The 11,698-nt window shown below is 66.8% G+C and carries 14 protein-coding genes and 1 tRNA gene; 7 read left to right on the top strand and 8 right to left on the bottom strand.

All coding sequences use genetic code 11. From position 1 onward, the window contains the following. Positions 1-28 precede the first annotated feature (28 nt). Complete coding sequence (locus ACU0B3_RS00990) at positions 29-979, bottom strand: ABC transporter substrate-binding protein (protein ID WP_446258936.1); 951 nt, start codon at positions 977-979, stop codon at positions 29-31. 201 nt (positions 980-1,180) lie between these two features. Here ACU0B3_RS00990 and ACU0B3_RS00985 point away from each other — a divergent pair, with 201 nt between their 5' ends. Further along, positions 1,181-2,227 (top strand): zinc-dependent alcohol dehydrogenase family protein, encoded by a 1,047-nt coding sequence (locus ACU0B3_RS00985; RefSeq protein ID WP_446258935.1) that lies wholly within the window; start codon positions 1,181-1,183, stop codon positions 2,225-2,227. Continuing rightward, on the top strand, positions 2,224-2,997 hold the full coding sequence (locus ACU0B3_RS00980) for a hydroxypyruvate isomerase family protein (protein WP_446258934.1): 774 nt from the start codon (positions 2,224-2,226) through the stop codon (positions 2,995-2,997). Before ACU0B3_RS00985 ends, ACU0B3_RS00980 begins: the two co-directional genes overlap by 4 nt. 255 nt (positions 2,998-3,252) lie before the next feature. Here ACU0B3_RS00980 and ACU0B3_RS00975 read toward each other — a convergent pair. Both ACU0B3_RS00975 and ACU0B3_RS00970 read right to left on the bottom strand, forming a co-directional pair. Next, positions 3,253-3,328: transfer RNA gene (locus tag ACU0B3_RS00975), tRNA-Ala, on the bottom strand. Between the two features lie 115 nt (positions 3,329-3,443). Then, a complete protein-coding gene (locus ACU0B3_RS00970) occupies positions 3,444-3,776 on the bottom strand; it encodes a TIGR02300 family protein (protein ID WP_446258933.1) in 333 nt (110 codons plus the stop codon). Positions 3,777-3,887: 111 nt separating this feature from the next. Between ACU0B3_RS00970 and ACU0B3_RS00965 the strand changes: the two genes are divergently transcribed. Together ACU0B3_RS00965 and ACU0B3_RS00960 are read left to right on the top strand one after the other, a co-directional pair. Then, a complete protein-coding gene (locus tag ACU0B3_RS00965) occupies positions 3,888-4,580 on the top strand; it encodes a M48 family metallopeptidase (protein WP_446258932.1) in 693 nt (230 codons plus the stop codon). A gap of 47 nt (positions 4,581-4,627) precedes the next feature. Continuing rightward, positions 4,628-5,290: a GntR family transcriptional regulator gene (locus tag ACU0B3_RS00960; RefSeq protein WP_446258931.1), complete on the top strand. Its 663-nt coding sequence runs from the start codon at positions 4,628-4,630 to the stop codon at positions 5,288-5,290. Here ACU0B3_RS00960 and ACU0B3_RS00955 read toward each other — a convergent pair. Beyond that, complete coding sequence (locus ACU0B3_RS00955; protein ID WP_446258930.1) at positions 5,287-5,886, bottom strand: thymidine kinase; 600 nt, start codon at positions 5,884-5,886, stop codon at positions 5,287-5,289. The genes ACU0B3_RS00960 and ACU0B3_RS00955 overlap by 4 nt on opposite strands. Before the next feature lie 320 nt (positions 5,887-6,206). Between ACU0B3_RS00955 and ACU0B3_RS00950 the strand changes: the two genes are divergently transcribed. Both ACU0B3_RS00950 and arsH read left to right on the top strand, forming a co-directional pair. Beyond that, a complete protein-coding gene (locus ACU0B3_RS00950; RefSeq protein ID WP_446258929.1) occupies positions 6,207-6,665 on the top strand; it encodes a hypothetical protein in 459 nt (152 codons plus the stop codon). A 45-nt stretch (positions 6,666-6,710) separates the two neighbouring features. Then, entirely contained in the window at positions 6,711-7,421 is a 711-nt protein-coding gene (arsH, locus tag ACU0B3_RS00945) for an arsenical resistance protein ArsH (protein ID WP_446258928.1), read from the top strand. Between the two features lie 67 nt (positions 7,422-7,488). Here the strand turns inward: arsH and denD are convergent, their stop codons facing one another. From denD to ACU0B3_RS00925, 4 genes are all read right to left on the bottom strand, one after another. Beyond that, positions 7,489-8,448, bottom strand: coding sequence for a D-erythronate dehydrogenase (denD, locus tag ACU0B3_RS00940; protein ID WP_446258927.1), 960 nt, complete (start codon positions 8,446-8,448; stop codon positions 7,489-7,491). 62 nt (positions 8,449-8,510) lie between these two features. Further along, complete coding sequence (locus ACU0B3_RS00935) at positions 8,511-8,831, bottom strand: AzlD domain-containing protein (protein ID WP_446258926.1); 321 nt, start codon at positions 8,829-8,831, stop codon at positions 8,511-8,513. Beyond that, complete coding sequence (locus ACU0B3_RS00930) at positions 8,828-9,529, bottom strand: AzlC family ABC transporter permease (protein ID WP_446258925.1); 702 nt, start codon at positions 9,527-9,529, stop codon at positions 8,828-8,830. Before ACU0B3_RS00930 ends, ACU0B3_RS00935 begins: the two co-directional genes overlap by 4 nt. Next, entirely contained in the window at positions 9,526-10,686 is a 1,161-nt protein-coding gene (locus tag ACU0B3_RS00925; RefSeq protein WP_446258924.1) for a pyridoxal phosphate-dependent aminotransferase, read from the bottom strand. Before ACU0B3_RS00925 ends, ACU0B3_RS00930 begins: the two co-directional genes overlap by 4 nt. Positions 10,687-10,865: 179 nt before the next feature. Between ACU0B3_RS00925 and ACU0B3_RS00920 the strand changes: the two genes are divergently transcribed. Continuing rightward, positions 10,866-11,678, top strand: a complete 813-nt coding sequence (locus ACU0B3_RS00920; protein ID WP_446258923.1) for an urease accessory protein UreD — start codon at positions 10,866-10,868, stop codon at positions 11,676-11,678. The last annotated feature ends 20 nt before the right edge of the window (positions 11,679-11,698 follow it).

The raw sequence follows: 11,698 nt of genomic DNA, 5'->3' as shown, positions 1-11,698 counted from the left end.
TCGCGCGCCGAGATGGCGGCGGTCTGTGTCACTGGGTTGCGGCCTCGACGACCGGCTTCCACTTGCCTTCGTTCTCGGCCATCCAGGCGGCGACGACCTCCTCGACGGCCTGACCGTCCACGTCGACCGCGCCCATCATCGGCTGCTGGTCCTCGACCGCGAGGGTGTAGTTCGACAGGATCTCGTGCGCCGCCGGCCATTTTTCCTCCATGCCGGCCCAGCCGGCCTTGAAGATGCGAGTCGGGATGAAGTCACAATCCGAGGTGGCGTTCGGGTTGGTCCCCCACGCCGGGTCCGAGTAGCACGCCTCGGTGCCGGCGGGCAGCTCGACGAACTGCATGTCGTATTGCGCGATCGCCCAGTGCGGCTGCCAGAAGACGATCAGCAGCGGCGATTGCTTCTCGGTGGAGGCGCGGATTTCCGCGATCAGCGCGCCTTCGGAGCCTGCCGGCACGGCTTTGTAGGGCAACTCGAGTCCCGCGACGCGGTCCGCGCCCGGTGTCCCCCAGTCGGCGGGGTAGTCGACCAGACGGCCAGCCGGGATCGTCTCTGCGGTGGCAAAGTTCATCGCGCAGTCCTGCAGCGCCTCCCACGCCGGCAGGCCCGGGCAGAGGTCCGCGACGTGCGCGGGGTAGGCAAAGCCCTCCTTGGCGTCGAGCTCGAGGTTGCCGAGCTCGGTGATCGTGCCGGCCTCGACCTGCTTGGCCAGCTCGTCCGAGACGTTGGAGGACCAGATTTCGAGCGTGGCGTGGATGTCGCCGTCGGCAATCGCCTGGAACTGGTTGAGCATCCCGGCGGTCACGTATTCGACGGTGTAGCCGGCCTCTTCGAGCATCTTGCCCGCGATGTGTGTCGTGACGTGCTGCCCGGTCCATTCGTTGATCGCCAGCTTGATCGGCTCATCCACCGCGCCGAGGTCCGCCGCCATCGCGGTCGAGCCCAGCAGCAGCGCGGCTGCGGTGCTTGCAAAACGTGTCATGTGTCGTTCTCCCTCATGGGGGTTTCGACCTCGTCGAGGTCGGTCCCGGTTCCGGGCGCGAGTAAACGGTGCTGCCATACCTGTTGTAAAGGAGGTTTAGGGCGCGCGTTCCGTGTACGCCGCTTGAGAGGCGTGCACCCAAACAAAACATTTGGGACGCGCCGGTGCCTGCTCTATGGCTTGGAGCCGGAGGAGAGTGACATGAAAGCAGCCCTGATGGAGCGGTGGCGCGACCCGCTCGCGCTGACGGAGGTGCCGGACCCTGCGTGTCCGCAGGACGGCGTGCTTGTCGCACTGCGCGGATGCGGGGTCTGCCGGTCTGATCACCACGCCTGGGTCGGCGCGGACCCGGACGTCGCCTTACCTCACATCATGGGCCACGAGCTGGCCGGAGAGGTCATCGAAGTCGGGCGAAGCGCTCAGCGGTTCAAGGTTGGGGACCGGGTCACCGCACCCTTCATCCTTGGCTGCGGGTCTTGCGACGATTGCGCGGCTGGCCATCCGACGGTCTGCAACACGCAGGAGGTCATCGGCTTCACCTTTTGGGGGGCCTTTGCCGAGGTCGTGGCGATCCCGCATGCCGATTTCAATCTGGTGGCCTTGCCTGAGACGCTGCCCTTTGACGTGGCCGCCGGCATGGGGTGCCGCGTGACAACCGCGTGGCGGGCGCTGGTGGACCGGGCGGACGTGCAGCCGGGGGAGTGGGTGGTGACCCACGGCAGCGGCGGCGTCGGTCTGTCGGCGATCCTGATCGCCAAGGCCAAGGGCGCGCAGGTGGTGGCAGTCGACATCTCCGCCCCGGCGCTCGAGATGGCGCGGGCGTTTGGCGCGGACGTCTGCCTCGATGCCTCGGGCGGGAACGTGGCCGAGGCGGTGCGGGAGGCGACGGGCGGCGGTGCGCATGTGAGCCTTGACGCCCTGGGGATCGCGCAGACCTTTGACGCCTCCCTCCGGTCGCTGCGCAAGCTGGGGCGACATGTGCAGGTCGGCATGCCGGTGGGCAAGGACGCAACGGTGCCGCTGCCGCTCCTCGATCTGGTCTACGCGCGGCAGCTGTCGCTTTACGGGATGCGGGGGCTGGGTGCGCGGGGCTTTGGCGATCTATTGGCGGCTGTGGACGCGGGGCTTTTGCCGCTCGACCGTCTGGTCACGGACCGCATTCCCCTGTCGCAGGCGGGTGCGGCGCTTGCGGCCATGGATGGCGCGCAGCCGCCGGGCATTTCCGTCATCACCGACTTTACGACGTGACCCTGCGCTTTTCCGCCAACCTCGGGTTCCTCTGGACCGAGCTTGCCTTGCCCGATGCCATCGCGGCCGCGAGGCGCGCAGGGTTTCATGCCGTCGAATGCCACTGGCCCTACGCCGTGCCTGCGGACGATGTCGCGGCGGCGCTGCGGCGTACGGGGCTCTGGATGCTGGGCCTTAACACCCGTCCGGGGGATTTGGCGGCTGGCGACTTTGGCCTGACGGCTTTGCCCGAACGCGGGGCCGAGGCGGAGGCGGCGCTGGAAGAAGCGATCACCTACGCCCGCGCCACCGGGACACGCGCGGTGCATGTGATGGCCGGCAAGGTGGATGGCGGCGCGAGGATGGAGGTCTTTGGCCGGCGGCTGGGCGAGGCGGCGCAGCAGGCGCCGGACCTGACGTTTCTTGTGGAGCCGATCAACGGCTACGATGTGCCAGGGTACCTGATCGACACGCCGGAAGCGGCGCGCGAGACGATTGGCCTTTGTGGCGCAACAAATGTTCGGATGATGTTCGACCTCTACCACATGGGTCGGATGGGGCGCGATCTGATCACGACTTTTGATGAGTGCCGGGACGTGGTCGCGCACGTCCAGTTCGCCGCGATCCCCTCACGCGGCGCGCCGGATGCTGAAGATACTCAGTTGCTGCCGGCACTCCGGTACATGGCGGACGAGGGCTGGAACGTGCCATTTGGTGCAGAGTACAAGCCGGGGGGTGCGACAGAGCCGACGCTGGGTTGGTTGAGGGCTTGGTCGAAGGGTCGGGGCTGAGGTTGGAATGGCGGGGTCTCAAGTCCGGTGCAATCCTTCAGCAATGCGCCTCAGATTTTTTTCGCGCTCAGATCAAAGCTCCTGCCTAACGGGAACCGTTAGGCCGCGCCGACCCGCCCCACTGGGGCGGCGCGATTGCGCCACCCCTCGGGTCGGCGCGTGAACTGCTGTTTGCTAATGGATAGAAAAGACAGACACCGCTGATCGTGGCCGAAACAGCGTCGAAGCGTGGTAGTGAACGAGGTATAGAAAAGGTGGTGGAGCCTAGGGGAATCGAACCCCTGACCTCTACAATGCCATTGTAGCGCTCTCCCAGCTGAGCTAAGGCCCCATCCTTTGATCGCCGGTCTGGTAGCCCCGGCTTTGCGGTATCTAGGCAAGGCCCCCGGCGCGATCAAGCGAAAAATCGCATCTGAAAATCGCGCAGGTGAGGGCCTTGTCCGAGGTCAGCTGTCGTCGTCCTCGGAGGCGACGTCGGCAATCTCGTCGAGGGAGACGTTGTCCTCGTCATCGTCGTCGTCGAGCACGTCATCGCCCAGATCGACATCGACATCCTCGTCGTCATCCTCGAGCACGACATCTTCTTCTTCGCTTTCCTTGGCCTTGGCTGCCGCGGTCGCCGCGTCTTCCTGGTCAGCCTCGATCATGCGGCTCTTGCCGTTCTTGATCTCGACTTCTTCGCCCGTGTACGGGCTGACGATCGGCGTCTTGTTCAGATCGTAAAAGCGCTTGCCGGTTGTCGGGCACAGGCGCTTGGTTCCCCATTCTTCCTTGGGCATATCGGGTGCTCCCGCTCAATGTCTTGAAGACGATCCGCGTCCCCTGCCATAAAGGCCATGGGGTGTCAAAGCCTAACCTCCACGGCTTCAACGCAAAGCGAGCAGACCCGCATGGCAGAGCATATCCTCGAAGGTGATCCGCCTGTTGCGGTGACGCTGCGGCAGTCCCGGAGGGCACGGCGGATGACGCTGCGCGTCTCCTCGCTCGACGGGAAGGTGACGCTGACGGTGCCGGCAGGCATGAGCCAGCGCAAGGCGCTTGCCTTTGCGCGGGAAAAGGCGGGTTGGCTGCGGCGGCATGTTGGCCAGACGCCGGTGGAGACGTTGGTGGCCGAAGAGGCAGAGGTGCCCTATCGCGGAGCGCTGCATGTGGTGCGCCGGGCTGACGTGGCTGCGGTGCGCGCAGCGGCCGGCGTGATCGAAGTGCCGGCGCGCAGCCGCGCGGTTGGCCGGGCGGTGGAGGCGTTCTTCAAGGCGTCCGCGCGCGATGCGCTGTCGGAGGCAAGCAATCGGCACGCGCGTGCGCTGGGGCGCAGCTACACGGCGCTGGCGCTGCGCGACACGCGCTCGCGCTGGGGCAGCTGCACCGAGGCGGGGCGGTTGATGTATTCCTGGCGGCTCATCATGGCGCCGCCGCGCGTGCTCGACTACGTGGCCGCGCACGAGGTCGCGCATCTGGCGGAGATGAACCACAGCCCCGCCTTCTGGGCGCATGTGACGGACCTTTTCGGACCCTGCGAGCGCGAGCGCGCGTGGCTTCGGCACGAAGGGCTGGCGCTGCACCGGGTCCGGTTTGCCGGATAGGCGCGTGAAGGCTTGACCGGCGCCCGCTTTGTGATCACAAATCTGGCATGCTGCCTGATCCCCCTCCCGCACCGCAGGTGACCGCGCCCAGTCCGGCCGCGCATGACCGCGTTTACCGGGGCCTCAGGGCGCAGATCCTGTATGGTCACCTCTCCCCCGGCGACGCGCTGACGCTGCGCGGGATCGGAAAGGAGTTCGGCGTCTCGATGACGCCCGCCCGCGAGGCGGTGCGGCGGCTGGTCGCTGAGGGCGCGCTGCAGATGTCGTCGTCGGGGCGGGTCTCGGCGCCCGAGCTGACCACCGACCGGATCGAGGAGCTTGCCGCCCTGCGTGCGCTCCTCGAGGTGGAGCTGGCCACCCGCGCCCTGCCGCGCGCGCACATGGCGTTGATCGAGCGGCTGTCGCTCCTCAATTCCACCGTCGCGGAGATGGTCGCAAAGCGGGACGCGGCGGGTTACATCCGTGCAAACCTCAACTTTCACCGCACGCTTTACCTGCGCGCGCAGGCGCCTGCGATGCTGGCGCTTGCCGAGACGGTCTGGCTGCAGCTGGGTCCGACGATGCGCGCGCTTTACGGGCGGATGCGGCGCAACGAGCCGCCCAAGTACCACCGCCTGATTCTCGCAGCCTTGAAGGCCGGGGACGAGCCGGGGCTGCGTCTGGCCGTGCGTTCAGACGTGACGACGGGTTTGCGGCTGCTGATCAGCTAGGGCCTGGTCCCTGGCTGGGCGTCGCCCACCGCCTCCCGCCAGTGCTTGCGGCAGAGCGAGACATAGGTCTCGTTCCCCCCGATCTGCACCTGATCGCCCGCCGTGGCCACGTTGCCGTCCGCGTCCTTGCGCACGACCATGGTCGCTTTCTTCCCGCAATGGCAGATGGTGCGTACCTCGCGCATCTCGTCGGCGATGGCCAGAAGCGTGGCCGAGCCCGGAAAGAGCTTGCCCAGAAAGTCGACCCGCAGCCCGTAGCACATGACCGGCACGCGCAGGTCGTCGACGGCGCGGGCGAGTTGCCACACCTGTGCCTCGGTCAGGAACTGCGCCTCGTCGAGAAAGGCGCAATCGACCGGGCCCTGATCGAGGTGGGCTGCCATCTTGGCAAAGAGGTCCTCGTCCGGGCCAAAGCACTCCGCCGGCGCGGAAATGCCGATGCGCGAGCCGATCTGGTCCGCGCCAGCCCGGGTGTCGAACGCCGCCTTCAAAAGGTACGGCACCATGTCCCGCTCGCGGTAGTTGTGCGCCGCCTGCAGCAGCGCCGTCGACTTGCCCGCGTTCATCGTCGAGTAGTGAAAGTAGAGCTTGGCCATGCTGCCTTTTGCCTGCCGCCCAGGCGAGGGGCAAGTGCGCCGCTGAGGCGTGAAGGCAGACACGGCGTCGTGAGTGGTGGACCCTTCGATCTTGTCTCAGAGCGCTAGAGCGCGAGGTCAAAGTCGACCGCGGCGGGGCGTGTTCGGCGCCTGCGGCTGGGCTGTGGGCCGTGCCTGCCTTCTTGTTGGACACCTGGGCGTCCAGACCGCCAGTGTGTGCCGGCGATGTGGGGCAGGTAATGACATCCCCTGCAAAACCGATTAATGGGAAAGCGAGTGTAGGTTTCCCCAAGTGACGGGGCGTAACGGGATGTTTGCCAATGGCCGGAATCGGCTCTTACCTGAAGAAACACACCGAGGCCCTGGTCAAGGACGTCGGCATCGAACGCGCGTGCGAGCTGACGGGGAAATCCAAGGCGACGCTGGGGCGGTATTACTCGGACAGCCCCGAGCATTCGGACCGGTTCATCCCGGTAGATGCCGCCGCCCAGCTCGAAGAGGCGTCGTCTTATCCGCATGTGACGGCGGCGCTGTCCGAGCTGCGGGGAATCACGATCTCCTATTCGGACCGGCGCCGGAACGACCGCGAGGGGGGCGGCGTCAACTCGGACGTGATCGCGCTCAGCCAGCGGTTTGCGATGCTCATGGCCGAGTACAACCAGTCGATCGAGGACGGCGTGATTTCGGTCAACGAGGCCAAGCGGCTGCTTAAGGAGACGGTGGCGCTGCAGCAGGTGCTGATCGACATGAAGCTGCACCTGGAGGAAGAGCAGCCCTAGGGGCTGCTGGGCCTCAAGGGCTTTCACACACAAAGAGCCCGGACCATGGACCTGACCGACCTGCCACATATCTCGGGCGAGGCGCTGGCGCCTGTGGACGCGGACGCGCTCAAGGCGCCTGGCGATCCGGGTCATCCGCCCCGCATCCTGCTGCTCTACGGCTCCGTGCGTCCGAACTCCTACAGCCGCCGTGCCGCCGAAGAGGGCGCGCGGGTGCTGCGCGCGCTGGGGTGCGAAACGCGCTTCTTTGACCCGTCGGGTCTGCCACTGCCGGATGATGCACCCGCCGACCACCCCAAGGTCGCCGAACTGCGCGATCTGGCGACTTGGTCCGAGGGGATGGTCTGGTCCTCGCCCGAGCGCCACGGCGCGATGACCGGCATCATGAAGGCGCAGATCGACTGGCTGCCGCTCTCGATGGGTGGTGTGCGCCCCACGCAAGGGAAGACGCTGGCGGTGATGCAGGTCTCGGGCGGCTCGCAGAGCTTCAACGCGGTGAACCAGATGCGCATCCTTGGGCGGTGGATGCGGATGGTGACGATCCCCAACCAGTCCTCGATCCCCAAGGCGTGGCTCGAATTCTCCGACGGCGAGCGCTTGCCCGAAGGGCCGCTTTACCGGCGGATCGTGGACGTGATGGAAGAGCTGGTGAAGTTCACCTGGCTCGTCCGCGGACGCTCGGACTACCTGGTGGACCGCTACTCGGAGCGGGTGGAGAGCGCGGAGAAAGCCCGCGCCCGTGTCTCGAAATTGTAACCGGGGATGGGTGAAATCACCCATCCTACATGCGCCGGCCACCCCGTAGGATGGGTGCTTGCACCCACTACGGTTTGTCGTCCTCGAGGTAGTAGCGCACGTTGTCGCGGTAGTCCGTGTCCGCCGTCAGCCCCAACGCAAGCGCCTTGGCCGGGTTGAAGGCATAGCGCCAGCCCATCACGATCTTCTCGATCTCCGGCTGGCTCTCGAACCGGATGCGCTGGGCAGGCTCCGGCCCCGCAACCTCCCGCATCGCGTCCAGCAAATCACTGATCGTGTGCGTCAGCCCCGGCATGGTCATGTTGACGTTCATCCCCAGCGCCTCCTGCTCCACCTCCGCAAGCCGCACGAGGTTTTCCACGCACATGCGCGGGCTAAGGTAGTAGTGCTGGAAATCGAGCCCCACCGGGCAGATCGCCTCCTCCCCGTTCAGAGGCTCGCGGATGATCGAGGACATGAAGGAAGACGCCGCCCGGTTCGGCTTGCCCGGCCTGACGGAGATGGTCGGCAGCCGCACGCCACGCCCCTGCACAAACCCTTTGCGGGAAAAGTCATTGAGCAACAGCTCGCCCGCCGCCTTTTGCGTGCCGTATGAGGTCTGCGGGTTGGTGGCGGTCCAATCCTCGATCGGGTCGGGGACCTCGCCGCCCAGCGTCGCGATGGAGGAGGCGTAGCAAAAGACCGGCTGCGTCTCCATCTCACGCGCCCGCTGCAAAAGGTGCAGCGTGCCCATCAGGTTGACCGCGATACCGTGGTCGAACTCCACTTCGGCGTGACCCGAAAGGATCGCGGCGAGGTGGTAGATCACCGTCGTCTCCCCGTCGATCATCCGCGCCACATCTTCGGGTTTCGAGATGTCGCCCGTCATCGTCGTAACCTTGAAAGGCGCCTCGATGGCCGGCGGGTCCAGCACGTCGGCCAGCACGACCTCGTCGATGGCCTGCCCGCGCAGCTCTCCCTTTGCGGCCAGCCGCTTGGCCAGTTTCTGCCCGACGAGACCGCCGCCCCCGGTGATGAGAATTTTCATGCCGTCCTCCCGCTTTCATCTCAGATGTAGCGCGCTGTAGGGACGCTTGTCACGGTGCGCCGTCAGGCAAAGAGCGCGCTCACAGCGTAAAGCGTGCCCATCCCGACTACCAGCGCCGGGATCACGCCGAACCGCCAGCCCGCGGCAAAGCCCGCCATCGCGGCCACCAGCTGCACCGGGTCGATGGCGCTGCCCGGACCGTCGGTCCAGAGGATCATTGGCGCGACCAGCGCCGGCAATACCGCCACCCCGACATAGCGCAAGTGCTGCAGCAGCCAGGGCGGCAGCTCCCGGTCTCCGAGAAACCCCAGGAACGAAAAGCGGATCAGGTAGGTGCCGATCCCGAGAAAGACGATCACCGTCCAGATCACCAGATCGCTCATGGCTGGCGCGCCTTCATCTGCTCGGTGCGGCGCTCGACCTCGGCGCCCGCCATCATGCCCAGAAGGCCCGCCACCATCAGCCACAGGTTCCACGGCATCCACGCCAGAATCAGCGCGACTGCCACGGCCACAAAGCTGGCCGCCACATGCGCCGGCGTGCGCAGGAGCGGCGCCGTCAGCGCGATGAAGCAGATTGGCACCGCAAAATCGAGCTGCCAGCTTTCCGGGATCGTCTGGCCCACGGCCGCACCGACATAGGTAAAGACCAGCCACAGCGGGCAAACCGACATCACGACGCCAAAGTAATACGGGACCTTGTCCCGGCGCGGCATGTCGGGCTCGGTCTCGTAGGTCTTGACCGCGACGGCAAACGCCTGGTCAACCATTACAAAGGCCATAACGCCGCGCTGCCAGAAGGGCGCGTGGCCGAGGTGCGGGATCAGCGCCAGCGAGTAGAGCGCCATGCGCAGGTTGACCGCCAGCCCGGCGATGATCGCAATGGCCGTGGGCGCGCCGTCCTGCAAGAGCGCGAGCGCGGTGAACTGCGCCGAACCGGCAAAGACGACCGTGGACATCGCCATGACCTCGACGATGTCCATGCCCGCCTCGCGCGCCACCGCCCCAAAGAGCACGGCAAAGGGCACGACGATCACCACAAAGGGCGCGCCGTGCCGCAGGCCGCGCCAAAAGGGCGTCACAGGACGGCCCGGATGCGGTCCACGGCCTTTTCGATGTTCTCGAGGCTGTTGGCGTAGCTCAGCCGCACGAACCCCTCGCCCCACGCGCCAAAGGAGGTGCCGGCGATGGTCGCCACGCCCGCCTCGTTGAGGAACAGGTCTTGCGCCGCCTGCGCCGTGAGCCCGGTCCCTTCGATGTTCGGGAAGGCATAGAAGGCGCCAGCCGCATCCGCGCAACGCACGCCCGGCAGGTCATTCAGCGCGTCCACGATGAAGCGGCGGCGTGTGTCGAACTCGGCCACCATCCTGAGCACCTCGTCCTTGGGACCGGTCAGTGCGGCAAGGCCGGCATGTTGCGCGGCGGCGTTCACACAGGAGTGGTCGTTGATGCAAAGCCTCTGAACGGTCTCGACCAACGCCTCCGGCCAAACGGCATAGCCCATGCGCCACCCAGTCATCGCGTAGGTCTTGGACCAGCCGTCGAGGAGGATCAGCCGGTCGCGGATCTCGGGATACTGCAGCAGCGAAACATGCTCGCGCCCGTCGTAGAGCATCTCGGAGTAGATCTCGTCACTCAGGATCGCCACGTGGTCCGGCAGGCCTGCGACCAGCTTGTCGATCTCCGCGCGCGGGGTGACGCCGCCCGTCGGGTTGGCGGGTGAGTTGATGATGATCAGGCGTGTGTTCTCGGTGATCTGGCCCAGCACTGTCTCGGCGTCGAAGGCAAAGCCCTTCTCCTCTTCGAGCGCGATCGGTACCGGCGTGGCGCCCGAATACTTGATGACCGATTCGTAGATTGGAAAGCCCGGATTGGGGTAGAGGATCTCGGCGCCCGGCTCCCCGAACATCAGGACGGCAAAGAACATGGTCGGCTTGCCGCCCGGCACGACGACGACGCAGTCCGGGTCCACCGCCGCGCCGTGGCGTTTCTCGAGATCGAGCGCCACCGCCTCGCGCAGAACCGGCAAGCCGTTCGCGGGGGTGTAGCCGTGGTGGCCGTCGCGCAGCGCCTGGATGCCCGCCTCGACGATATGCTCGGGCGTGCGGAAATCGGGCTGCCCGATGCCGAGGTTGATGATGTCCTTGCCTTCGGCGGCAAGCGCCTGCGCGCGTGCAAGCACCTGAAAGGCGCTTTCCGTGCCGAGCCGGCCAACGGCTTGGGTCAGTTGCAACATCATCGGGTCCTCCTCGCGGTCGTCGTTCCGGCAGGGATACACCTCGCGCGGCGCGCCGCAAGGCGCGATGAGCGGCCCTGCCGGGAAAGGCTGTCGAAAAAGCGGGCGCTGGGCGCGGCAGATCGGCCTCGCCGCTCAGCTAAAGCTGTCGCGTCTCGTCCGGGTGCCCTAGGGTCTTCGCGATGACGGCCCAAGCCTTGCCTTCCCAGCCGCGCGCGATCGGGCGCCTTGCGATCAGCGCGCATGCGCGGGGTGGTGCGTCGCGGCTCGGGCGGCTGCACCAGTCGGGCGCGCTTAGGGCGCTCTTTCCCCAGACCGCCGCCGAGCTGACGGCGGTCATGCTCAACACCAGCGGCGGCGTGACCGGGGGCGACAGGTTCGACGCACGCGTCACGGCGGAGGCCGGCGCAACGCTCACCGTCACCACGCAGGCTGCCGAGCGCATCTACCGCGCGCAGCCGACGGAGACGGGGCAGGTGCGCTCCCGGCTCGAGGTTGCGGCAGGCGCGCGGCTCAACTGGGTGCCGCAGGAGACGATCCTCTTTGACGGGGGGCGCCTCGACCGGCACCTGTCGGCGGATGTGGCCGAGGGCGGCACGCTTTTGGTGGTGGAGCCGATGGTCTTTGGCCGGGCGGCGATGGGCGAGCGCCTGAGGGCGCTCGATCTGGTGGACCGGATCGACATTACGCGCGCGGGCGCGCCGGTCTTTGCAGACCGCACGCGGCTTGTCGGGGACGTTCAGGCCATCCTGCAGAGGCCGGGTGTCGCGGACGGGATGGCGGCGCAAGCTGCCGTTATTCTGATCAGCCCCGAGGCCGGGCGCCTCCTCGCGCCGCTCAGGCAGTTGATGCCGCGCACCGGGGGCGCTAGCGTGATCCGGTCGGGCGTGCTCTTTGCGCGCGTCGTGGCTGAGGACGGGTTCGCGCTGCGCAAGACCTTGGTGCCGGCACTGACAAGGCTCGGGGCCGCCGTGCCCCGGACGTGGCAGCTGTGAGGCTGCCCACAACAGAGTGA

It is taken from the genome of Pseudaestuariivita sp. (assembly GCF_052825805.1).
Note: the sequence above shows the minus strand (reverse complement) of the source record. Positions and strands in the feature narration are given on the sequence as shown.

Excerpts from the sequence above, each read along its gene's own strand:
- ACU0B3_RS00990 (WP_446258936.1), bottom strand. The coding sequence starts at position 979 with ATGACACGTTTTGCAAGCACCGCAGCCGCGCTGCTGCTGGGCTCGACC.
- ACU0B3_RS00985 (WP_446258935.1), top strand. The coding sequence starts at position 1,181 with ATGAAAGCAGCCCTGATGGAGCGGTGGCGCGACCCGCTCGCGCTGACG.
- ACU0B3_RS00970 (WP_446258933.1), bottom strand. The coding sequence starts at position 3,776 with ATGCCCAAGGAAGAATGGGGAACCAAGCGCCTGTGCCCGACAACCGGC.
- ACU0B3_RS00965 (WP_446258932.1), top strand. The coding sequence starts at position 3,888 with ATGGCAGAGCATATCCTCGAAGGTGATCCGCCTGTTGCGGTGACGCTG.
- ACU0B3_RS00960 (WP_446258931.1), top strand. The coding sequence starts at position 4,628 with ATGCTGCCTGATCCCCCTCCCGCACCGCAGGTGACCGCGCCCAGTCCG.
- ACU0B3_RS00955 (WP_446258930.1), bottom strand. The coding sequence starts at position 5,886 with ATGGCCAAGCTCTACTTTCACTACTCGACGATGAACGCGGGCAAGTCG.
- ACU0B3_RS00950 (WP_446258929.1), top strand. The coding sequence starts at position 6,207 with ATGGCCGGAATCGGCTCTTACCTGAAGAAACACACCGAGGCCCTGGTC.
- arsH (WP_446258928.1), top strand. The coding sequence starts at position 6,711 with ATGGACCTGACCGACCTGCCACATATCTCGGGCGAGGCGCTGGCGCCT.
- denD (WP_446258927.1), bottom strand. The coding sequence starts at position 8,448 with ATGAAAATTCTCATCACCGGGGGCGGCGGTCTCGTCGGGCAGAAACTG.
- ACU0B3_RS00935 (WP_446258926.1), bottom strand. The coding sequence starts at position 8,831 with ATGAGCGATCTGGTGATCTGGACGGTGATCGTCTTTCTCGGGATCGGC.
- ACU0B3_RS00925 (WP_446258924.1), bottom strand. The coding sequence starts at position 10,686 with ATGATGTTGCAACTGACCCAAGCCGTTGGCCGGCTCGGCACGGAAAGC.
- ACU0B3_RS00920 (WP_446258923.1), top strand. The coding sequence starts at position 10,866 with ATGACGGCCCAAGCCTTGCCTTCCCAGCCGCGCGCGATCGGGCGCCTT.